Here is a 22494-nt window from a genome sequence, read left to right on the forward strand (position 1 = left end):
CACGATTATTGGCGACGCTGCTCTTGCGACCTGCTTATAAGCGGACGTACAACGCGCCCGCCAGCATAACGATGAACAGAATAGCGAAGGTAATAAAGCCCTGCTTACTGCCACGGGACAATCCAACAAATGCCGAAACCACAATAAACAGCAGCGTCAGTGCGCCGACCATCACCCAAAAAAGATACTGCGTATTCGCCATGCCTGAATCCTCATCCGTAGCGCGATTTATCTGCTGTTTTATAACATTTTTATGCCGCGCGTGCCCTCACTTCTCCCGCTCTTTCGACGCTTCATGCTGCTTTAGCGCAGCAGGGCTGCAACAGTGACAACGTCCGCGGCCAATTATCATGATGCAGACAGTGTGATGCAGTTAGCAAATGCAGAGGAACGCAGCGAGTAAACAAACGCGCGGATTATAATGATTAAATCAGCTTACCGTTGGGATGTGGCACCCGTAGGCTGACGTGCTGAGACTGGTTTAACATTGCCGATCAGGCGGTGTTAAACAGATGGCCTTAACCCGACTGCCTGACTCAGGCGGAGGAATGTATGAACTGTTTCCGCATCGGCTCTCTGGCTGGCGTGCTGCTGCTCTGCGGCTGCCAGGCACCCACGCCTGATCAGGCTCGTCTGCAGCAGCCTGTTTTTCAGGGTCAAAGCACCCGCACCGTCCCTCAGCTCAGCGACTGTATTTATCGCGGCTGGTCCACCACCAGCGTCATTGCCAGAGATAACACCACCCACACCCAGCCCAACGGCAGCGAGATCAGCGTTTTTACCTGGGAAGATTCGATTTTTGCGGATGTGTCGCCCCGCCGAAAAGGGGCTGAGGTGAAATATTTCACGACTTTCCGGATGGCGCCTCAGGTGATGGCGGACAGACAGGCGATTGTTGAGCGCTGCCTGTAAAGCGTAAGGGGTGACAGCGATGTCGGGAGTGTGCCAGGCTAATGCGCAATTAACCAGGGAGAAACCGATGAGTATTACCCGCATTGACCCGGAACACCGTATGTCCGAAGCCGTGATCCACAACGACACAATCTATTACACCAGTGTGCCTGAGAACCTGGATGCCGACGCAGAAGCGCAGACAGCCAATGCGCTGGCAGTGATTGATGCGATTCTGACACGGCTCGGTAGCGATAAAAGCAAAATCCTTGATGCGACACTGTTTCTGGTGGATAAGGCCGATTTCCCTGCGATGAACCGCGCATGGGACGCATGGGTCTCGCCAGGTAATGCGCCGGTGCGCTGCACGGTACAGGCCGGTCTGTTGAATCCGAAGTACAAAATCGAAATTAAAATTATCGCTGCACGTTAAAACGCCGGGCGTTATTCCTCTTCGTTTTCTTCATCTTCGTCTTCGAATAGCGCCCGAATCCGTTCGCCCTTGAAATTTTGTCGGATCTCCTGCGCCACCTGGGTGATCGCTTCACCGCTCGACAAACCTCCCGCCATCAATTCCTGAATACGTTCGACGGCCTGCTGCTGCTGCTCATGAGAGAGAGCCGGTATTCCTATAAACATGTTTCACTCCTGCGTTGGGGCAGACAGTATCCCACGCGGAACTAACAGGTGCCAGTCAGGAAAAAATATGGCAGTCTGACCGCCTCTTTGCTCTCTGATTTCTCTGCCCGATGATTGTTGAAACCCTCAGTCTTGATTATACCCCGGATGCGCTGACTCAGCGTTTTGCCCCGATTGCCCATCTGCCATGGGCGATGCTGCTCTCCTCCGCGCAGGCGAACCACAGCGACAACCGCTTTGATATTCTGACCGCCGATCCCCGCGCCACCCTGGTGACCCGCGGTGCGATGACTACGCTCAGCGACCCGACCGGCACAACCGAATCAACCGCCGATCCCCTGCTGCTGGTGCAGCAGCAGTGTGATGCGCTGGGCGTGACGCCGGCTGCCAGCGATGCCCTGCCGTTTCAGGGCGGTGCGCTGGGCCTGTTTGGTTATGATCTGGGCCGCCGGTTTGAGTCCCTGCCTCAGCAGGCCGCAGCCGATCTCACCACGCCTGACATGGCGGTGGGTATCTATGACTGGGCATTGATTGCCGATCATCATCAGCAGACCCTGACGCTGGTGGCGTTAAAGAACGCAGAAGAACGCGCCGCCTGGCTGGCGCAATGGCCGGCGCGCGAGGCCGTGCCCTTTTCACTGACCAGCCGCTGGCGCTCCAACCTGAGCTATGCAGATTACGCTGCGCGTTTTGCGGCGGTTCAGGCCTATATTCAGGCGGGTGACTGTTATCAGGTTAATCTGGCGCAGCGCTTTCAGGCCGGTTACCAGGGTAATGAGTGGCAGGCGTTCAGTATACTCAATGCGGCTAACCGCGCGCCGTTCAGCGCTTTTCTGCGTCTGCCGGAGAGCGCGATCCTCAGCCTGTCGCCGGAGCGCTTTCTGTCGCTGAATAATAAGCAGATCGAAACCCGACCGATCAAAGGTACCCGGCCACGCTGTGACGATCCGATTGCTGATGCGCAACAGGCTGAGTCGCTGCGCCATGCAGAAAAAGATCGGGCCGAAAATCTGATGATTGTCGATTTACTGCGCAACGATATTGGCCGAGTGGCGCTACCCGGCTCGGTCACGGTGCCTGAACTGTTTGTGGTTGAACCCTTCCCCGCCGTGCACCACCTGGTCAGCACGGTGCGGGCGCAGCTGCCTGATACCCTGCAGGCCACCGATCTGCTGCGCGCCTGTTTTCCGGGCGGCTCGATTACCGGTGCGCCCAAGATTCGGGCGATGGAGATTATTGATGAACTGGAGCCGCAGCGGCGCAATGCCTGGTGCGGCAGCATCGGTTATCTCAGCCTGTGTGGCCGGATGGATACCAGCATCACCATTCGCACGCTGATCGCTGAAGGTCAGCAGCTCTACTGTGCGGCGGGCGGCGGGCTTGTTGCAGACAGCGATCCCGAAGCGGAGTATCAGGAAACACTCGACAAAGTCAGCCGGATCTTACCGGCACTGGAACAAACCGGAGGTTCAGTTGGCCCTGACGCTTGATGATTTCCGCAGCCGTTTTCTGTTGCAGCAGCCTGCCCGCAGCACACAATTGCTATCCGGGCGCCATGCGGCGGTGCTGGTGCCGATTGTGGCACGGCCTGAACCCGGTCTGTTGCTGACGCAGCGCTCACACGCCCTGCGCAAACATGCCGGACAGGTCGCTTTTCCCGGCGGGATGCAGGATGACACTGACGCATCGCTCATCGCCACAGCACTGCGTGAAGCACAGGAAGAGGTTGGCATTGAGCCGCATCAGGTCGAGGTATTAGGCGCACTGCCCGCCGTGACCAGCAGCACCGGCTTTCAGGTGACGCCGGTACTGGGGATCATTCCGGCCGATCTGCGATTAACGATTAATCCGGATGAGGTAAGCAGCGCCTTTGAGATGCCGCTGGCCGAGGCTTTGCAGCTCAGCCGCTACAGCGCGCTGGAGGTGCATCGGGCTGGCGTTCGCCACCCGGTCTGGCTGTCGCGCTATCAGGATTATCTGGTGTGGGGCATGACCGCGGGTATTATCCGCTCACTGAGTGCTCAGATCGCATTCTGAAACCTTTCTCGTTTTTCTCTCTCCAGCCCGTCAGGTTACTGGCGCGCTGCACTATAATTTTTTCTATGAGTTTTGATAAGTTTATTTCATGCGAAAAGCTGCTCTTTCCTGGTGCATGACCATTACTATGGGCGCCATAAACTGCCCCGGCAGACTGAGAATAATTGTGAGGAGTGTCACCTGTGATTAGTGTTTTTGACATGTTCAAAGTGGGCATCGGCCCCTCAAGTTCGCATACTGTCGGCCCGATGAAAGCAGGTAAACAGTTTGTGGATTTGCTGTGCGAACAGGAAAAGCTGCAGGAGGTCACCCGGATCGCCGTGGATGTTTACGGTTCTCTCTCTCTGACCGGCAAAGGCCATCACACTGATATCGCCATTATTATGGGTCTGGCGGGTGAATCGCCGGACACGGTGGATATCGATGCGATCCCCGCCTTTATTAAAGATGTTGAGCAGCGTGAGCGACTGCTGCTGGCGAAAGGCGCACACGAAGTGGATTTCCCGCGCGAAGGCGGCATGGTATTTCGCAGTGAGAACCTCTCGCTGCATGAAAATGGCCTGCGCCTGCTCGCGTTTGCGGGCGACCTGCTGATCCTGTCAAAAACCTATTACTCCGTTGGCGGTGGTTTCATTGTTGATGAAGAGCACTTCGGGCAGTCGGCACTGGATGAAGTCTCTGTGCCCTGGCCGTTCCACTCCGCCAAAGATCTGCTGGCTCACTGTCGTGAAACCGGCCTGTCACTCTCAGGTCTGGTGATGAAAAATGAGCTGGCGCTGCACAGCCGCGATGAGATCCATGCCTATTTCACTAACATCTGGCAGACGATGCAGGCCTGTATCGATCGCGGTCTGAATACCGAAGGCGTGTTGCCAGGGCCACTGCGCGTGCCCCGTCGCGCCGCCTCCCTGCGTCGTCTGCTGACCTCCTCTGACAAGCACTCCAGCGATCCGATGATTGTAATCGACTGGATCAATATGTATGCGCTGGCCGTTAACGAAGAGAACGCCGCGGGAGGCCGCGTGGTGACTGCGCCAACTAACGGTGCCTGCGGTATCGTGCCTGCGGTGCTGGCTTACTACGATCACTTCATTGAGCCAGTGACACCCGACATTTTCCTGCGCTATTTCCTCGCCTCTGGCGCCATCGGCGTGCTGTACAAAATGAACGCCTCTATTTCAGGCGCGGAAGTGGGCTGTCAGGGTGAAGTGGGTGTCGCCTGTTCTATGGCGGCGGCCGGTCTGGCTGAACTGCTGGGCGGCAGTCCGGAGCAGGTCTGCGTGGCGGCTGAAATCGGCATGGAACATAACCTTGGACTGACCTGTGACCCGGTAGCCGGTCAGGTTCAGGTGCCCTGCATTGAGCGCAATGCTATCGCCTCGGTTAAAGCGATTAATGCGGCGCGCATGGCACTTAGGCGCACCAGCGAACCCCGCGTCTCGCTGGATAAGGTTATCGAGACAATGTATGAAACCGGCAAAGATATGAACGCCAAATACCGTGAAACTTCGCGTGGCGGTCTGGCGATTAAAGTTCAGTGTGATTAAGCGAAACGATTAACTGACTAAAAAACGTGCAAACGTAATAAAATCCGCATCCTGCGCTATCTCAGCGCAGGTTTAACCGGTAGAGTGATTTCCGCGCAGCCGTCCGGCTTACGCAACTTTCCAGACCCGCTTTTCTGCATTCCGGCCTCAATGTTGATCTGACCGTGCCGATACTCACCCCGTTGTGTTTTGCTTTTTACTGGCTTTTGGGAAGGTGGATACAGATGTTTATGGCCCAGCAAAATGTTGGACAATTCAGACGCAAGCGTGTGCTGATAGCGCTGTCGATCGCCACCGTGGTGCTGATATTAACCCTGGCCTTTCGCTATATCGAAGAGAAGTCACGTATCGAGCAGCAGGCGATGGATTTCGCCGATAAAGCGATTATGCGGTTTGACCGGATGTTTTCACCGCTGGAGGTTTCAGCCAATAATACGCTGGGTCTGGTCGGCGTTCCCTGTCAGGATGTTCGCTTTCCACTCATCGAAAAAATCTCTTCCCTGCAGACGGTCCGGGCGATCCTGCTGGTGGATAACGACGTGCTCTACTGCTCCAGTATTTATGGGCCGCGCACCATCCCCTTTAGCCAGACTTACCCTGACTTAGCCTTTAACAGTCAGCGCATGACGCTGGCAACCGATGAGTACCTGCTGAAAGGCTCGCCCATTTTACTGCTGTGGACGCCAAAGAGCCTGGATAACCGCTCCGGGATTTTGCAGGTGATCAACATCGAAATGATGAGCAATTATCTGCTGGAGCCGCAGTTGCCCTGGGTGGAACGCGCTGTCTTTAACGTCAACGGGGAGAGCCTGGAGTATGGCAATCCACTGATCGAGCCCACGGTGCCGGCAGATGATGAAGTGAGCTATGAGCAGGGCTCGCTGCGCTATCCGTTTACGCTTACCCTCTATGGCCCCTCTCCGACCCGCCTGGCGCTGGCGACGCTTCCCTCACAGCTCCCGCTGGCGCTGCTGCTGAGCCTGCTTATGGGTTACATCATCTGGCTGGCGACCGCAAATCGTATGAGCCTGAGCTGGCAAATCAGTTATGGCATTACGGCCCGTGAGTTTATGGTTTATTGCCAGCCGCTGATCAACACCAAAAGTGGTGAGTGCGACGGTATTGAGTTACTGCTGCGCTGGCATAATCCCCGTCAGGGCTGGATTGCCCCGGATGTCTTTATTCCCCTGGCCGAACGACAGAACCTGATCAAACCGCTGACGCGCTTTGTACTGAATGAGGTGGTGAGTCAGTTACCGCAGTTGCCCGACGATCCCGCGTTCCATATCGCCATTAACGTTGCCGCCAGCCACTTCCGCGACCACGCCATTCTGGAAGATCTGCACAACCTGTGGTGGCCTGCCAATCCGGTGCCGAAACTGGTGGTGGAGCTCACCGAGCGCGATGCCCTGCCGGTCGTGGACCAGTCGGTGATTGCGCAACTGCACGACATCGGTGTCCGGCTGGCGATTGATGATTTTGGCACCGGTCACAGCTCGCTCTCCTACCTGAAAGATCTGCAGCCAGATGTGCTGAAAATCGACAAGATTTTCACCGCAGCCATCGGCACTGACGCGATTAATGCCACGGTGACGGATATGGTGATTTCGCTAGCCCAGCGCCTGAATATCAGTCTGGTGGCCGAAGGCGTGGAAACAGCTGAGCAGGCGGCCTATCTGCGCGAACGCGGCGTGGATCATCTGCAGGGCTACTATTTTGCCCGCCCGATGCCGCTGCAGGACTTCCCGGCGTGGCTGGCGCAGCATCAGGCTGATGCCCGCAGGTGACAATCGCCTGAGCCCCGTTTCGCCCTGCCTGATGACCTTACGCCACAGACAAAAAAACAGCCGCGGCAATGAGCCAGCGGCTGTCGGAGAATTCAGCGCGGCCGGTAAGCCCGGCAGCGCCGCTGCATCAACGAGAACGATTAGCCCTCTTCATCCTCATCATGCGGTTTATCTTTAGTGACACGCACCAGATCGATACGGTAGTCGGTCGCTTCGATAATCTGGAAGTGCAGCGGAGTAATATCAATCACATCGCCAGGAAGCGGTAACTGCCCTTTCTGCTCAATCAGCAGGCCCGCCAGCGAGGCGTGGTCTTCTGTCGGATCGACCAGTTCATGGAAGTCGAGCAACTGCTGCAGCGAGTGCAGATCGGTCCCTCCTTTCACTAACCAGCCATCACCATCCGCAATAATATCGGGCGTTTCATCTTCATCCGGGAATTCACCCGCAATCGCTTCCAGCACGTCCAGCGGCGTAATCAGACCCTGAACCACACCAAACTCATTGGTGACAATCACGAAGCTGCCTTTGGCACGACGCAGCACGCCAAGCAGGTTGATCGGATCCAGCGTCTCCGGCACCACGATGGTGGGTGTATTGGCCGCAAAAGTCGCCACATCCACACCGTGCTCCAGCGCCACCAGTAGCTCTTTGGCTCGCACTACGCCGACAATTTCATCCAGTTCACCCCGACAGACCGGGAACAGGCTGTGAGGCGTATCAAGCAGCTGACCGCGAATCTCATCTACCGGACGATTCGCATCGACCCAGGAGATTTCACCGCGCGGCGTCATGATGCTGCGAATCGAGCGGGAAGCCAGCGTCAGCACGCCATTAATCATATAGCGCTCTTCATCTTTAAACGCTTCCTGCGGCATCGCTTCCGCCAGCGCAGACTCTTCGCTGCTGCTGGTGTTGCCATTGCTGGCGGTCTGGGCACGGTTGCGGCCCCCCATCAGGCGTAAAATCGCTTCGGCGGTGCGTTCACGCATCGGGCGATTTGACTGATGGCGGATAAAGTTACGACGTGCAACCTGGTTGAACAGCTCAATCAGAATCGAGAAGCCAATCGCCGCATAGAGGTAGCCTTTAGGAATATGGAAACCAAAGCCTTCTGCCACCAGCGACAGACCGATCATCAGCAGGAAGCTCAGGCAGAGCACCACTACAGTCGGATGCGCGTTAACAAAGTTGGTTAACGGCTTAGATGCCAGCAGCATCACACCCATCGCAATCACCACGGCGGTCATCATCACCGGCAGGTGGTTCACCATACCCACGGCGGTAATCACAGCATCCAGCGAGAAGACGGCGTCCAGTACCACAATCTGCGTCACGACAGCCCAGAAACTGGCATATCCCCGATTACCGGATCCGTCGAGCTGCCGGTTCTCCAGCCGCTCGTGCAGCTCCATGGTCGCCTTAAACAACAGGAACAGACCACCCGCCAGCAGAATTAAATCACGACCGGCAAAGCTGAAACCGCCTACGCTAAAGAGAGGCGTCGTCAGCGTCACCATCCAGGAGATCAGCGACAGCAGACCCAGACGCATGACCAGCGCCAGTGACAGGCCAATCAGGCGTGCTTTATCACGCTGCTTCGGCGGCAGTTTGTCGGCCAGGATGGCAATAAACACCAGGTTATCAATGCCGAGTACGATTTCCAGCACCACGAGCGTCAGTAAACCCGCCCAGATTGAGGGGTCGAATAAAAATTCCATTATTTATGACTCCAGAACAGGGAACAGAACGCGGTGCTGCTTATCAGCGCAGCAATGCGTGACATGCAGGTAGTCGGGAAAGCGGTGAAAACGCCGTGAGGCGAAGGGTGACGCGCCAGCAGGCGCAAAGAACAGATTAAGCGACGTCGGTGACGATCCATAAAGGTGGGCTGAAGCCCGTTACTCCTGAGTAATAAACAGAACGTTAATGTATCAGGTCGGCGAATTGCGTCAAAAAATTTTCTTATTTTTACAATCTGCCTGACGGATGATCAGGCGCATAAAAAGGGTTACTGGCCGCTTCACACGATGAATAGCTGACAGACATCACATAATTTATTTTTTCGATCACTAAAATAAATCGCGACTTTACCGCCTTGACGTAGTTAACCCATGTTTTTTCGAGGCTATACCGATAATTCGAATCATCCGGTTAAACAGATCATCAAAGCACTTCAATACAGTTCATTGACTCAGATGAGCATCTCTAGCGAACGGAGGTAGCACGTGACCATTGCGATAGTAATTGGTACACACGGCTGGGCAGCGGAACAACTGCTGAAAACTGCAGAAATGCTGTTGGGCGAGCAGGACAATGTCGGCTGGATAGATTTTGTCCCCGGTGAAAATGCAGAAACGCTGATTGAAAAATATCAGGCACGACTGGCAGAACTTGATACGACGCAGGGAGTCCTGTTTTTAGTTGATACCTGGGGTGGCAGTCCGTTTAATGCGGCCAGTCGCATCGTGGTCGACAAACCGCAGTATGAGGTCATCGCCGGGGTCAATATCCCGATGCTGGTCGAAACCCTGATGGCGCGCGATGACAATCCCGGTTTTGACGAGCTGGTCGCCGTGGCGGTGGAGACCGGCCGTGAAGGCGTCAAAGCCCTGAAAGCCAAAGAAGAAGCGCCGGCGCCAGCCGCGGTGAAACCGGCCGCTGCGGTGCAACCGGCTAAGCCGATGGCGCCTGGTGACCACATGAAAATCGGGCTGACACGCATTGATGACCGTCTGATTCATGGGCAGGTGGCAACGCGCTGGACCAAAGAGACCAACGTTCAGCGCATTATCGTAGTCAGCGATGAAGTGGCCAACGATCATGTGCGCAAGACTCTGCTGACGCAGGTCGCTCCGCCCGGCGTCACGGCCCATGTGGTGGATGTCGATAAGATGGTGCGGGTGTGGAACAACCCGAAGTATGGTCAGGATCGCGTGATGCTGCTGTTTACCAACCCCACCGATGTACTGCGCGTGGTGGAACAGGGTGTCGATATTAAAACCGTCAACATCGGCGGTATGGCGTTCCGCCAGGGGAAAACCCAGGTCAATAATGCGGTCTCGGTCGATGAAAAAGATATTGCCGCATTCCGCAAACTCAATGAACGCAATATTGAACTGGAAGTGCGTAAAGTTTCCAGTGACCAGAAACTGAAAATGATGGATCTGATCGCGAAAGTTAACGCGTAACAGAAGCACTTATGCGCCTGCGTTTCCGGGCTCCTGGTTATCCTGCTGAGGACAAGAAGTATGATGGAAATAACCTCGCTACAAATTATTTTGATTTTTATTGTCGCCTGTATTGCCGGTATGGGGTCGATTCTGGATGAGTTCCAGTTTCACCGCCCCCTGGTGGCCTGTACCCTGATTGGTATGGTGCTGGGTGATATGAAAACCGGCATTATTATCGGCGGTACGCTGGAGATGATTGCGCTGGGCTGGATGAACATCGGTGCCGCCGTTGCGCCTGATGCCGCCCTCGCCTCCATTATCTCGACCATCCTGGTTATCGCTGGCGGTCAAAGTGTGGGTGCCGGTATTGCGCTGGCGATTCCGCTGGCCGCCGCCGGACAGGTACTGACCATTATCGTGCGTACGCTGACCGTCGCCTTCCAGCATGCGGCTGACAAAGCCGCAGAGAAAGGTAATCTCACGGCCATCTCCTGGATCCACGTCTCTGCCCTGCTGTTACAGGCGATGCGTATCGCCATCCCGGCGCTGATTGTGGCGATTTCGGTCGGCACCAGTGCGGTTCACGCCTTACTCAGCTCTATTCCGGACGTGGTTACCAACGGCCTGAATATCGCCGGTGGCATGATTGTGGTGGTCGGTTATGCGATGGTCATCAACATGATGCGCGCAGGCTACCTGATGCCGTTCTTTTACCTGGGCTTCGTCACCGCGGCCTTCACCAACTTTAACCTGGTGGCGCTGGGCGTCATTGGCGTGGTCATGGCGGTGCTCTACATTCAGCTCAGCCCGAAATACAACCGTGTGGCGGGAGCACCAACAGGTGCAGCGACCGCAAACGATCTTGATAACGAACTCGATTAAGGAACAGGTGAGCACATGGTTGATATTACGAAAGTCGAAAAGAAACTGACACCCGGTGATGTTCGCGCCGTCTTTCTGCGCTCTAATCTGTTCCAGGGTTCATGGAACTTTGAACGCATGCAGGCGCTGGGCTTCTGCTTCTCAATGGTGCCGGTGATCCGCCGTCTCTATCCTGAGAACAATGATGATCGTAAGCAGGCGATCAAGCGTCATCTGGAGTTCTTTAATACCCATCCTTATGTGGCCGCGCCGGTTCTGGGCGTGACTATGGCGATGGAAGAGCAGCGTGCTAACGGCGCCCCGATCGACGATGGCGCGATTAACGGCCTTAAAGTCGGCCTGATGGGACCGCTGGCCGGTGTTGGCGACCCGATCTTCTGGGGTACGGTGCGCCCGGTGTTTGCCGCGCTGGGAGCCGGTATCGCCATGAGTGGCAGTCTGTTGGGTCCGCTGCTCTTCTTTGTGCTGTTTAACCTGGCACGTCTGCTGACCCGCTACTACGGCGTGGCCTATGGCTATCGCAAAGGGATAGATATCGTCAGTGATATGGGCGGCGGTTTCCTGCAGAAACTCACGGAGGGCGCGTCGATTCTCGGCCTGTTTGTCATGGGGGCGCTGGTCAACAAGTGGACACACGTTAATATTCCGCTGGTGGTGTCACGTATTACCGACTCGACCGGTAAAACCACCGTCACCACCGTACAGTCGATCCTCGATCAGCTGATGCCGGGCGTGGTGCCGCTGCTGCTGACCTTTGGCTGTATGTGGCTGTTACGCCGTAAAGTGAACGCGCTGTGGATTATCGTCGGCTTCTTTGCCATCGGTATCTTTGGTTACTGGATCGGCCTGCTCGGTCTGTAATTTCACCCGGCCGGGAGCCTGTGCTCCCGGCTTTTAAGCGTGGTGAGCTGAGCCACAACCGGCTGAGCTCACCCTGTTTGAGGTAGCTGTGATGTCATTAACCGATGCGCTGATTGCGTGTTGTATTGCCGCCCTGATGGGGTTTGCCATTTATCATGAGGCGATTCTGCCGCGTCGCCACGGCCCGACCCGCTTACGGGTTGCGCTGCGCAGGCAGCATAAGCTGGATAGCCTGATTTTCATCGGCCTGCTGCTGATCCTGCTGTGGAACAACGTCAGCCATCACGGCCCGCAGCTCACCACCTCACTGCTGATGGTGCTGAGTTTTCTGGCGTTCTGGTTATTCTGGCTGCGAAAGCCAACGCTGCTGATGAAAAGTGAGGGGTTGTTTTACGCCGGTGTCTGGATCGATTACCGGCGAATTCAGGGCATGAATCTCTCTGAGGATGGCATTCTGGTGATTCAGCTGGAACAGCGTCGGCTGCTGATCGCGGTGCAGCAACTCGACGATCTGGAGCGCATCTATAACACCCTGGTCGAGGCGCGCTAGTCGCGCTGCCACACAGTCAGGGTAAAGTCTGCGTCGCAGCTGAACTGCTCGCTCTGCTGCAGGGTCTGCCAGACCTCTTCACGCGCCCGCCAGGCGAACGGCGTCATCTGAAGCAGGGTCGTCGCGGCTGCGCCGGTTAATGCCATCGGGTAACGCAGCGCATGCTGCGCCACCTGATGGAATCCGGGATACGCTTTCTGCTCCGGCACATGCAACTGCACTTCGCGGTAAATCAGCGCCTTGAACTGCTGCAGATGATGCGGGCCCGGTGTCACGGTCAGTACCAGGCCACCCGGCTTCAGCACGCGCGCCAGTTCCGCTTCATTGCAGGGTGCGTAGATTCGGACAACCGCATCCAGCGCGTGATCGGCAAAGGGTAAGCGCTGGCTGGAGGCGACGCAGAAGCGTACCGCCGGATAGCGCTTTGCTGCCAGCCGGATCGCCATTCTGGCGACATCCAGCCCATAGACCTGCCCATCCTCGCCTGCTGCGTCAGCCAGTGCGGCGGTGTAGTAACCTTCGCCACAGCCGATATCCAGGATTTTGCACTCCGGCTGGCTCAGCGCGGGCGCAAGCAGGCTGACGACCCGATCACGCAGCGGCTGGTAGTAGCCTGCCTCAAGAAATTCGCGTCGTGCCTGCATCATCTCTGCACTGTCACCCGGTTCACGCGACCGTTTATGCTGAACGGGCAGCAGATTGACATACCCTTCTTTCGCCTGGTCAAACTGATGGCGATTCTCGCAGCACCAGCTGCGCGAAGTAAAGGCGAGAGGAGAGTGACAAAGAGGGCAAATCAGGGACATAGGGTGCTCCGGCATCAGATAACGCGGCGCAGTGTAACCTTAACGTTTACGCATCGGAAGCATAAAGAAAGCCCCGGCTGAGAAGCCAGGGCTTTGAGATTTCATGTCAGGGTGCAATGCACCGAGGCGGAGTTGAATCAGATAGCCGTAACGTTAACGGCTGCCGGGCCTTTCTGGCCGTCCTGAATTTCGAACTCAACGCTCTGGCCTTCAGCCAGGGTTTTGAAACCATTGCCCTGAATAGCGGAGAAGTGTACGAACACATCTTTGCTACCGTCAGCAGGGGTGATAAAACCAAAACCTTTAGACTCGTTGAACCACTTAACCTGACCTTTAATCTTTGCCATTTTGCAAATTCCTTTAGATGTTTATTTAGCCCGAAGGCTGTCGTACAGAAAAACCAGAGACATTACTGCATGAGGCACTAATTAAGGTTCGGCAAGGAAGCGGTATTCAACGTCAACGTCTTTACTCGTTCTTCTTTACAGACTTCTTTACAGAAGATGCCATGCATAAACAGAACTGTACCTCGTTTAACTCAGGATTTGTTATCACATATCCTAAAAACAATGGCAAGCCATTTTTAAAGGCCTCAGCCAGCCTGCGCACATAATTGCCAGAAGGCTCACATTGCCTGTTCTGTGGCGCTTACAAATGCCGATGCAAATTAAGCACGCTCTCCGGCCAGACCCCTCTCCGGCCTCTGTTGCCGGGTCTAACCCAATGGATACCATAAGAAATTAATATTTCACAAATATGGCAATAACAGAATGAATAAGCGAAGCGCGAAAAGTTGAAAATATCTATAATCCGGCGTCAATCCTGTACAGCGCCTTTTATTTCGTACAGATAACAATTTTTTTGCACCAAAAGCAGGAGCCAGACAGTCGTCCTGCTCCAAATAAAAGCATTGAGCCCGATTTTACTTATTAAGAATTTAACTTTTGATTTGAAAAATTGATATCAGATAATAAAAACGGGCTTTTGTTTTAACTCTGATGTTTTAGGATAATTCCTAGGTATCCTTATTCAGCCCGCGGCTTTCGCCTATTCGCCATGGTGCGAAACCGCCCTTTTGCTCGTTTGCCCGCAGCAGCGCATCCGCCAGTTCTTTGGGTGGCGTATCCAGCGACTCATCGGCCAGTTCGAACACGCCCCAGTGGATGGGCAGCGTCAGCGGCCTGCCTGCTGCCTGCCACAGCGCCACCGCCTGATCGGGATTCATATGTTGGCCCGCCATGAACCATTCAGGTGCATAAGCGCCAATCGGCAAAGCCGCCAGGCTGAACGGGCCGAGTCGGGCCGCAATCTCCGGCAGGCTATCGCTGTAGCCGCTGTCGCCCGAGAACCAGAAGCGCACGGAGGCAGAACGCACGACCCAGCCGCACCAGAGCGAACGGTTTCGATCGCGCGGCGTTCGCATACTCCAGTGACGTGCCGGCACCGCATCAAAACAGAGGTCGCCGACAGTAAACTGTTGCCACCAGTCGAGCTGATGGACCTGTTTCACGCCCCGCGCCCTGCACCATTTTTCCAGGCCCAGCGGCACAATGAAGGTCGCCTGCGGAAAACGCCGGACGATCGCTTTAACCGTCGGCCGATCAAGATGATCGTAATGGTTATGTGAAATAAGCACGACATCCAGACGCGGCAGATCAGCAATGCTAAGCGGTGCGGGCGTTTTTCGCTGCGGCCCGGCAAAAGAGAGTGGCGAGGCGCGTGACGAGAGTGCGGGATCGATCAGGATATATTGCTGGTTCAGTCGCAGCAGCACGGCGGCATGGCCCAGCCACCAGATGCGATCGTCACTGCCGCTGATATCGGCGGGCTGCCACCACTGTTCGGTGAAAGCCCCGTAGCCCTGCTGCGGTGGCAGCGGCAGCCCCTGCGCTTTGCGCTCCCTGCGCCAGCGCTGCAGATCGCCCGGCTTGCGCCGTTCCGGTTCAGGATTGCAGAATCCCTCGGGCGTGTGATGCGCTTTGCTGCTGTCATACCACGGATTTTTCCAGACCATCCCGTCTCTCTGCTGTGATTATCGTTCCGGAATCAACCGGATAAAGTCGCGTTTCTCGCGATCGTCATCGGTTTTTTTACTCTCTGCCCCTGGCTGCATCTCAATCAGACGGCGCAGCAGCTGATTCTGTTTCTTCTGCTCTTCCAGCAAAGATTCCAGTAAGCGGATTTGCTCACCGGCGCGCACGCTGGCGCGGTTGACAAAGAACCAGGCGATAAACGCCACAATCAAAATAATGACCAGCAGGCCATAGCTGACCAGTGGGCCCGAATTTGCGGCTAACTCATTCATAACTGCCTCGTAAAACTAAGTGGAAACGCCAGAACATGGCAACCGCCTATTCTACCTGTCGCCATCGCAAAAGATAATGGGGTTAACATCAATGCAGAATTTGCCGTTTCAGTTATCTCTGATCGATCCCACCAGAAAAGCGAGGCATGCTGATATCATCATAACCGGCGGCACCAGGTGGAGCGCTGAGTTATCTTTCACAAGGAGACATAATGAAACTGTTTATTCGTACGGTAGGCTTGCTGGCGGTGATCTGGCTGGCGATGCTGTTTACCGGCTATGGCGTATTAACCGGCAGTACTAAAAATGCCGCCGGCCTTGGCCTGCAGTGCAGCTATCTGACCGCTCGCGGTGTGATCAGTGCGCAGTATCTGCATACTGACAGTGGCGTGGTGGGCGTGACTGATTGTCCGTTGCTGAAGAAAAGCGGAGAAGTGATCGATAATTAACAAAACAGCGGGCCACATGGCCCGCTGTTTTCAGAACGGATAGTCGTGATAGCCCATCTCTGAGGAGAGCGTACGCGCCGCCCGATGCAGCATGGCCACGTAATCCTGGCGGGCATCTTCTGAAAAGCGAATGGTAGGAAAAGAGATGCTCAGTCCCGCAATCACCACGCCAAAACGGTCAAACACCGGCACAGCGAGGCAGCGTAAGCCCTCTTCCTGCTCTTCGTTATCTTCACCATAGCCCTGCGTTCTTACCTGATCCAGCGCCGTAATCAACGCCTCCGCGCTTAACAGCGTATTGGCCGTGCTCCGTTTGAACTCGATGTCCCGCAGGATCTCCTCAACTTCGCTGCGATCGCGCCAGGCGAGCAGAACTTTCCCAATCGCGGTGGTATGCAGCGGATTACGACGGCCAATGCGCGAATACATACGCAGGTTGTAGAGGGAGTCGATTTTGTGGATGTAGACAATACTGTCCTCTTCCAGCGCCCCCAGGTGAATGGTCTCTTTGGTCAGACGCGAAAGCTCACGCATCTGCACATCCGCACTGCGGATTAAATCGACGTTCTGCAGCGCTTTAGCGCCCAGTTCAAACAGCTTCAGTGTCAGTGAGTACTTCTCGCTCTCACCTTCCTGCGTGACATAACCCAGCGACTTCATGGTCTGCAGGAAACGGTAAACGGTGCTTTTTGACATCATCACGCGCTGCGCGAGCTCAGTAATACCGTGATCGCGCTCTTCACCCAGCGCCTGCAGAATGCCGAACACTTTGAGTACCGAAGAGACGGAATCGGGCTGTTTATCATTTTCAGCAGAGGACATCGCGCACCTTGTTAAACCTGTTTCAAAAAAAATGGAACGGACTGTCAGTATAGAGTGAGGCATACGAAGGCAGCAATGCTTTAACCATTACGTCATATTTAAAGACAGTTTTTTATCCATCCGATCGCTGTATTTCAGCGTTAATTTCATTAGCATGATGATATTCACCCTCTTTAGTAATTAACTTATGACACTCTCCCCTCCTCAGGATGGATTACCCGCGCGTCAGCGCTATATGGCAATCGTCACCATCGCGCTGGGTCTGACCATGGCGGTGCTGGATGGCGCGATAGCCAATGTCGCCCTGCCCACTATCTCGCGCGAACTGAATGCCAGCCCGGCGCAGTCGATCTGGATAGTGAACGCCTATCAGATTGCGATTATCGTCTCGCTGCTGTCGCTCTCCTTTCTGGGCGACATGCTGGGTTATCGCCGCGTCTATCAGGCGGGCCTGGCGCTGTTTATTGCCACTTCGCTGTTCTGCGCCTTCTCCGCCACCCTGACCATGCTGACTTTCGCCCGCGTGCTGCAGGGGTTAGGGGGTGCAGCGCTGATGAGTGTGAATACCGCGCTGATACGCATTATCTATCCGCAGCGTCATCTGGGACGCGGCATGGCGATCAACTCGCTGGTCGTGGCGGTTTCAACCGCGGCAGGCCCGACGGTTGCCGCAGCGATTCTTTCGGTGGCAAGCTGGAAGTTGCTGTTTCTGATTAACGTCCCGCTGGGTGCCATTGCGCTCTGGCTGGCGCTGCGCACGCTGCCTGATAATCCGCAGAAAGCGACGGCGCAGAAATTTGATGTTCCCAGCGCGATCATGAACGCCCTGTTCTTTGGTCTGATCATCTCTGCGCTGAGCGGGTTTGCACAGGGACAGAGTCATCTGCTGGTGCTGTCGGAGGTCATTGCTCTGCTGGTTGTGGGCTGGTTCTTTATTCGTCGTCAGTTAAACATGGCGGTGCCGCTGCTGCCGGTTGATCTGCTGCGTATCCCGATTTTCAGCCTGTCGATGGGAACGTCGGTCTGTTCGTTCTGCGCGCAGATGCTGGCGATGGTGTCGCTGCCCTTCTTTCTGCAAAACGTCCTGCAGCGTGATGAGGTGGCAACCGGGTTACTGCTGACGCCCTGGCCGCTGGCAACCATGGTGTTTGCGCCGATTGCCGGCCGGCTGATTGAACGGGTGCATGCCGGGCTGCTGGGCGGCATCGGGCTGGCTATGTTCGCCCTGGGGCTGTTTCTGCTCGCCTGGCTTCCGGCCAACCCGGGTGATGGCGATATTATCTGGCGCATGATGCTGTGCGGTGCCGGTTTTGGACTGTTTCAGTCACCCAACAACCACACTATTGTCACCTCTGCTCCGCGTCATCGCAGCGGCGGCGCCAGCGGCATGCTGGGCACCGCGCGCCTGCTGGGCCAGAGTATGGGTGCTGCACTGGTCGCGCTGATGTTTAATCTGTTTGATGAACGCGGGACGCACGCTTCGCTGCTGCTGGCGGGCAGCTTTGCCGCCGTGGCCGCGCTGGTCAGTGTGTCACGGATGACGCAGACCCGCGCCTGATGGCAGAAACAGAAAAGGCGACCACCTGACAGAGTGTGACCCGATTCGCTGTAAGGCCGAGCCTTCACAGGGAACCCGGTCAGATCGGAAAGACTTCTGTCATCCATGACGGTCGGCCCGCACCATCCATGGCGCGGGACGCTTTCCTCCTCTGCCCGGGTTCCCTGCATGTTGGGCTAAGATATTGCTGTCAGATTCAGTCTGATTATGGTTTCTAAACAGAAAAGGCGACCCAGGGTCGCCTTTTTTGCTCTGCTTAACGCTACTTCAGATACTGACCGCTGCGCAGTGCTTCAATACGCTTATCTAACGGCGGATGCGACATAAACAGCTCGCTGAACGATTTGCCCTTACCGTTGATACAGAACGCCATCATGCTGCTCGGCTCCTGCGGTTCGTAGCTGGTTTTCAGGCGCTGTAACGCCGCAATCATCTTCTCACGACCTACCAGCTTCGCTGAACCGGCATCGGCATGGAACTCACGGTGACGCGAGAACCACATGGTGATGATGCTGGCGAGAATACCAAACACCAGTTCCAGCACCATCGACACCGCAAAGTAGACCAGCGGGTTGCCGTTGCTGCTCTCCTCACCATCGCGGTTGCCGGACATAAAGCCCGCCGCGATCTGCGCCAGAATACGTGAAACGAAAATCACAAAGGTGTTCACCACACCCTGAATCAGCGTCATGGTGATCATGTCGCCGTTGGCGATGTGTGACACTTCGTGTGCCAGCACCGCTTCCGCTTCATCACGGCTCATGTTCTGCAGCAGACCGGTTGAGACAGCAACCAGTGAGGCGTTACGCCGTGCGCCAGTTGCGAAGGCGTTGATGTCAGGTGCGTGATAGATCGCCACCTGTGGCATCGCAATACCCGCCTGCTGTGCCTGACGGCCAATTGTATCCACCAGCCAGCGCTCGGTTTCGTTGCGTGGCTGTTCAATCACTTCACCGCCAACCGATCGCAGTGCCATCCACTTCGACATCAGCAGTGAAACAAACGCACCGCCGAAGCCAAACAGGCCTGCCATGATCATCAGGCCCTGAACACTGCTTGACTGGATCCCTGTCAGGCTGAGAATCAGCCCGAATACCAACATCACAGCCAGGTTGGTCATCAGGAAAAGAGCAATACGCATCATTTTTGTTAATCTTCCTCAGTAGTTCACGCGCCTATACGCGGATCCATATCCTATGGGCATTGGGCTGCTTTTCAAGCAACCTTAACGTTTAAGTGCCTAAAAAGACATAACTTTACATTCTGACACGCCTGATGAGGAGCCCAGCCTTCAGGCACCTTCACCAGCGCTAATCATTGCTTACTGGAAACTTTTCTGAGTACAAAAAAAAGCACCGCTGAGCGGTGCTTTTTCTGGCAACAGCGGATTATTTAGCCGCTGGCGCCTCTGGCTGGGATTTCTCCAGTTGCGCAAGATCGTTAGCGATCTTCACCGTCTCATCAAGATAGGGATCCGGCTCTTTATAATCTTTCGGCAACTCATCCAGATTTTTCAGCGGTTTTTTGCCTTCGGCCTGATAGCGCGCGTTGATCCGCTCCAGACGAGACGCATCATCTTCGTGATTCTCTTTCTCGCGCTGAGCAAGATTAAGCGACACGATGTTGCGCTTATCTTTCAGGGCATTGTAACGGGCAATGTCCTTCATGATGTACTGGAACTCGCGATCCTGAGCAATGCGGTCAGCATGCTGCTTAGTCAGCTGCACCACCAGCGGTTTCACATCACCGGTTTTGACATAGGTCGCCGCTTTGATGCTGTCCCACGGCAGTGCGTTATCCTCAAATTTCTCACCGGTTTCAGCCGCTTCAACGCCAGTTGGCATCAGCAGATCCGGCGTGACGCCTTTACGCTGTGTACTGCCGCCGTTAATGCGATAGAACTTCTGAATAGTGTAAGAAACGGAGCCTAACGCAGGCCACTCCGGACGCAGCATCTGATCGTAGATGCGGTTCAGGGAGCGATACTGCTGAACGGTGCCTTTACCAAAGGTTGGCTCGCCAACAATCACCGCGCGACCGTAATCCTGCATCGCGGCAGCAAAGATCTCAGAAGCTGAGGCGCTGAAGCGATCGACCAGCACCACCAGCGGTCCTTTGTAGTAGACAACGCCGTCGTTATCGCTGTCTTCACGAACCCGACCATTGTTGTCGCGTACCTGAACCACCGGACCACTCGGAATAAACAGACCGGAAAGCGAGACTGCTTCGGTCAGCGCGCCGCCGCCGTTGGTACGCAGATCGATTACCACACTGTCGACGTTCTGTTTCTGCAGTTTCTGCAGCTGTACTTTCACGTCGTCGGTGAGGCCGACATAGAAACCAGGAATATCGAGCACGCCCACTTTTTGCTTGCCGACATTTTTGATGGTCAATTTAACCGCGCGATCTTCCAGACGAATTTTCTCACGCGTCAGCGTCACAGTACGGGTTTTGGTGCCCTTACCGGCTGGCAGAACTTCCAGGCGCACTTTGCTGCCCTTAGGTCCTTTAATTTTTGCCACGACATCATCCAGACGCCAGCCGATCACATCTTCCATCGGCTTGCCTGGCTGACCCACACCGACGATGCGATCGCCAACGGTAATGGCTTTGCTTTTCGCGGCCGGGCCGCCTGCGACCATCGAGTTGATCACGGTGTAATCGTCATCCATCTGCAGAACCGCACCGATGCCTTCCAGGGAGAGGCTCATTTCGGTGTTGAACTGCTCGGTGTTACGCGGCGACAGATAGCTGGTGTGCGGATCGATTTCGCGGGCAAAAGCGTTCATCACCAGCTGGAAAACATCTTCACCGTTGCTCTGGGCCAGACGACGGATAGCGAAGTTGTAACGCTTGGTCAGAACGTCGCGGATCTCGTTATCATCTTTGCCCGCCAGCTTCAGACTCAGCTGATCATATTTGACCTTGGCATCCCACAGCGCATTCAGTTCAGACTGATCTTTTGGCCAGGGTGCTTTAGCGCGGTCAATGTCGATAGTGTCATTGCCGCTGAAATTCATCGGACGAGCCAGCACCGTCAGCGCATATTGATAGCGCTCAAAACGGCGTTTCTGCGCCAGATTATAAATATCGTAAAAGAGATCCAGCTTGCCACTGCGCAGCTCATCGCCGACGGTGGTTTTTTTGCTGGCAAACTGCGCCACATCTGACGCCAGCAGCACATTGTGGCTGTAGTCGAGCATGTTCAGATAGCGATCAAAAATTTTCGCTGAAAAGTTCTGATCCAGGTCGAACTGGCGATAGTGGGAACGGGTAAAGCGCGAGGTTACGCGCTCACTGACCGTCGGATCCTGCGGATCTTCGTGAAGCTGGGGAATCTGATCGGCGCGGGTAATGTTCTCCGCGCCGAAGGTTGGGCCTGCTAATAGCAGGCCCGCAATAAGTCCAACTTTAAAAAGGGTGTTCATGCCGGGGTTAGCCTCCGTTTCAGAACTGCAAGTGTTCTGCGCGCACAATCATTGCCATGCCGGAAGCGAGCTGGACCCGAACGCCGTCTTTTGATACTTCAAGAACGGTAGCGTCCATCGCACTTTTGCCTGCTTTAACTTTAATACTCTGGCCGGGTTGCAAAGTTGAGGTATCAGTGATGGGTCGGGCTTCCTGCTCCGGACGTGGGGCTGGCTTGCGATGCTGTGAGGCGGTCGCACGCGGTGCAGTGGTCTGCGGACGCGGTTTACGCGCGGCTTCGCCTTCTGCAGGCTTACGTGCCGCGGGCTTGCGTGGACGACGCGGTGCCGCGCCCTCTTCGCTTTCGCCTGCTTCACGACGCGCGGCGCGCTGCTGGTCACGCTGCGCCTGGACGCGTGCTTTCGCTTCTTCCAGTTGCTTGCGTGCATGCTCAACGTGTTGCTCATCCAGCACGCCACAGGCGTTACCGTCGAGATCGACACGGATAGCACCGGCTTTGATGCCGTACAGATAACGCCAGCTTGACGTATAGAGACGCAGCGCGGAACGCAGCTGTGTTTTGCTCAGACCCATTTCGCCCTGAACACGCTCGACCAGATCCTGAAAGATACCGATTTTGAGCGGACGCGCTTCACCTTCAGCGCTAAAGCAGTGCGGAAAGCGCTCCGCCAGAAAAGTGATGACTTCTTTACTGCTATTCAACTTAGGTTGATTTTCCATGAAATTTCCTGATTACAACGGGTTTGCCGACCAGCGCA

23 protein-coding genes are annotated in these 22494 nt (G+C 55.5%); 12 read left to right on the forward strand and 11 right to left on the reverse strand.

Annotated features, from left to right (window positions below; all coding sequences use genetic code 11):
• Positions 1–34: 34 nt before the first annotated feature.
• The gene (locus tag HFD87_RS09200; RefSeq protein WP_010260551.1) at positions 35–202 is read right to left on the reverse strand and encodes a hypothetical protein; all 168 of its coding nucleotides are present in this window, start codon (positions 200–202) and stop codon (positions 35–37) included.
• Between the two features lie 350 nt (positions 203–552).
• Between HFD87_RS09200 and HFD87_RS09205 the strand changes: the two genes are divergently transcribed.
• Both HFD87_RS09205 and HFD87_RS09210 read left to right on the forward strand, forming a co-directional pair.
• The gene (locus tag HFD87_RS09205) at positions 553–912 is read left to right on the forward strand and encodes a hypothetical protein (RefSeq protein WP_010260549.1); all 360 of its coding nucleotides are present in this window, start codon (positions 553–555) and stop codon (positions 910–912) included.
• Between the two features lie 67 nt (positions 913–979).
• A complete protein-coding gene (locus tag HFD87_RS09210; RefSeq protein ID WP_003852699.1) occupies positions 980–1324 on the forward strand; it encodes a RidA family protein in 345 nt (114 codons plus the stop codon).
• Positions 1325–1335: 11 nt separating this feature from the next.
• Here HFD87_RS09210 and HFD87_RS09215 read toward each other — a convergent pair whose 3' ends face one another.
• On the reverse strand, positions 1336–1530 hold the full coding sequence (locus tag HFD87_RS09215) for a YoaH family protein (protein ID WP_010260545.1): 195 nt from the start codon (positions 1528–1530) through the stop codon (positions 1336–1338).
• Between the two features lie 110 nt (positions 1531–1640).
• Between HFD87_RS09215 and pabB the strand changes: the two genes are divergently transcribed.
• From pabB to HFD87_RS09235, 4 genes are all read left to right on the forward strand, one after another.
• The gene (gene pabB / locus HFD87_RS09220) at positions 1641–3020 is read left to right on the forward strand and encodes an aminodeoxychorismate synthase component 1 (RefSeq protein WP_045139907.1); all 1380 of its coding nucleotides are present in this window, start codon (positions 1641–1643) and stop codon (positions 3018–3020) included.
• Positions 3004–3567 (forward strand): CoA pyrophosphatase, encoded by a 564-nt coding sequence (locus HFD87_RS09225; protein ID WP_022625545.1) that lies wholly within the window; start codon positions 3004–3006, stop codon positions 3565–3567. The genes pabB and HFD87_RS09225 overlap by 17 nt, the downstream gene beginning before the upstream one ends.
• 182 nt (positions 3568–3749) lie before the next feature.
• Positions 3750–5114, forward strand: a complete 1365-nt coding sequence (locus HFD87_RS09230) for an L-serine ammonia-lyase (protein WP_010260538.1) — start codon at positions 3750–3752, stop codon at positions 5112–5114.
• A 224-nt stretch (positions 5115–5338) separates the two neighbouring features.
• A complete protein-coding gene (locus HFD87_RS09235) occupies positions 5339–6901 on the forward strand; it encodes an EAL domain-containing protein (protein WP_154210019.1) in 1563 nt (520 codons plus the stop codon).
• 140 nt (positions 6902–7041) lie between these two features.
• Here the strand turns inward: HFD87_RS09235 and HFD87_RS09240 are convergent, their stop codons facing one another.
• Entirely contained in the window at positions 7042–8622 is a 1581-nt protein-coding gene (locus HFD87_RS09240; protein WP_154210020.1) for a TerC family protein, read from the reverse strand.
• Positions 8623–9129: 507 nt separating this feature from the next.
• Here HFD87_RS09240 and manX point away from each other — a divergent pair.
• The 4 genes from manX (at position 9130) to HFD87_RS09260 (ending at position 12367) form a co-directional block, all read left to right on the forward strand.
• Positions 9130–10092, forward strand: coding sequence for a PTS mannose transporter subunit IIAB (gene manX / locus HFD87_RS09245; protein ID WP_052270527.1), 963 nt, complete (start codon positions 9130–9132; stop codon positions 10090–10092).
• Between the two features lie 63 nt (positions 10093–10155).
• Positions 10156–10956, forward strand: coding sequence for a PTS mannose/fructose/sorbose transporter subunit IIC (locus HFD87_RS09250; protein ID WP_010670765.1), 801 nt, complete (start codon positions 10156–10158; stop codon positions 10954–10956).
• 15 nt (positions 10957–10971) lie between these two features.
• Positions 10972–11817, forward strand: a complete 846-nt coding sequence (locus HFD87_RS09255; RefSeq protein WP_010260523.1) for a PTS mannose transporter subunit IID — start codon at positions 10972–10974, stop codon at positions 11815–11817.
• 91 nt (positions 11818–11908) lie between these two features.
• Entirely contained in the window at positions 11909–12367 is a 459-nt protein-coding gene (locus tag HFD87_RS09260) for a DUF986 family protein (protein ID WP_022625541.1), read from the forward strand.
• On the opposite strand, the gene rlmA is transcribed toward HFD87_RS09260, so the two are convergent.
• From rlmA to HFD87_RS09285, 4 genes are all read right to left on the reverse strand, one after another.
• Positions 12364–13173 (reverse strand): 23S rRNA (guanine(745)-N(1))-methyltransferase, encoded by an 810-nt coding sequence (gene rlmA, locus HFD87_RS09265; RefSeq protein WP_132499951.1) that lies wholly within the window; start codon positions 13171–13173, stop codon positions 12364–12366. The two genes, HFD87_RS09260 and rlmA, sit on opposite strands and share 4 nt — an antisense overlap.
• Positions 13174–13310: 137 nt before the next feature.
• Positions 13311–13520 carry a transcription antiterminator/RNA stability regulator CspE gene (gene cspE / locus HFD87_RS09270; protein ID WP_003852684.1) on the reverse strand — a complete coding sequence of 70 codons (210 nt, stop codon included), beginning with the start codon at positions 13518–13520 and terminating at the stop codon, positions 13311–13313.
• A 668-nt stretch (positions 13521–14188) separates the two neighbouring features.
• Positions 14189–15187 carry an MBL fold metallo-hydrolase gene (locus HFD87_RS09280; RefSeq protein WP_167423283.1) on the reverse strand — a complete coding sequence of 333 codons (999 nt, stop codon included), beginning with the start codon at positions 15185–15187 and terminating at the stop codon, positions 14189–14191.
• Between the two features lie 18 nt (positions 15188–15205).
• The gene (locus HFD87_RS09285) at positions 15206–15478 is read right to left on the reverse strand and encodes a YebO family protein (RefSeq protein ID WP_010258793.1); all 273 of its coding nucleotides are present in this window, start codon (positions 15476–15478) and stop codon (positions 15206–15208) included.
• Between the two features lie 212 nt (positions 15479–15690).
• Between HFD87_RS09285 and HFD87_RS09290 the strand changes: the two genes are divergently transcribed.
• Positions 15691–15927: a YobH family protein gene (locus HFD87_RS09290; protein WP_010258788.1), complete on the forward strand. Its 237-nt coding sequence runs from the start codon at positions 15691–15693 to the stop codon at positions 15925–15927.
• Between the two features lie 30 nt (positions 15928–15957).
• Here the strand turns inward: HFD87_RS09290 and kdgR are convergent, their stop codons facing one another.
• Positions 15958–16749 (reverse strand): DNA-binding transcriptional regulator KdgR, encoded by a 792-nt coding sequence (gene kdgR / locus HFD87_RS09295; RefSeq protein WP_167423284.1) that lies wholly within the window; start codon positions 16747–16749, stop codon positions 15958–15960.
• Between the two features lie 187 nt (positions 16750–16936).
• Here kdgR and HFD87_RS09300 point away from each other — a divergent pair, with 187 nt between their 5' ends.
• Positions 16937–18307, forward strand: coding sequence for an MFS transporter (locus HFD87_RS09300; RefSeq protein ID WP_167423285.1), 1371 nt, complete (start codon positions 16937–16939; stop codon positions 18305–18307).
• Positions 18308–18569: 262 nt separating this feature from the next.
• Here the strand turns inward: HFD87_RS09300 and htpX are convergent, their stop codons facing one another.
• The 3 genes from htpX to proQ form a co-directional block, all read right to left on the reverse strand.
• A complete protein-coding gene (htpX, locus tag HFD87_RS09305; protein WP_003852678.1) occupies positions 18570–19451 on the reverse strand; it encodes a protease HtpX in 882 nt (293 codons plus the stop codon).
• 244 nt (positions 19452–19695) lie between these two features.
• Complete coding sequence (gene prc, locus HFD87_RS09310; RefSeq protein ID WP_010670770.1) at positions 19696–21735, reverse strand: carboxy terminal-processing peptidase; 2040 nt, start codon at positions 21733–21735, stop codon at positions 19696–19698.
• Between the two features lie 19 nt (positions 21736–21754).
• On the reverse strand, positions 21755–22456 hold the full coding sequence (gene proQ, locus HFD87_RS09315; RefSeq protein ID WP_010258776.1) for an RNA chaperone ProQ: 702 nt from the start codon (positions 22454–22456) through the stop codon (positions 21755–21757).
• Between the last annotated feature and the right edge of the window lie 38 nt (positions 22457–22494).

The organism is Pantoea sp. EKM21T, from assembly GCF_011800405.1.
Classification (GTDB): domain Bacteria; phylum Pseudomonadota; class Gammaproteobacteria; order Enterobacterales; family Enterobacteriaceae; genus Pantoea; species Pantoea agglomerans.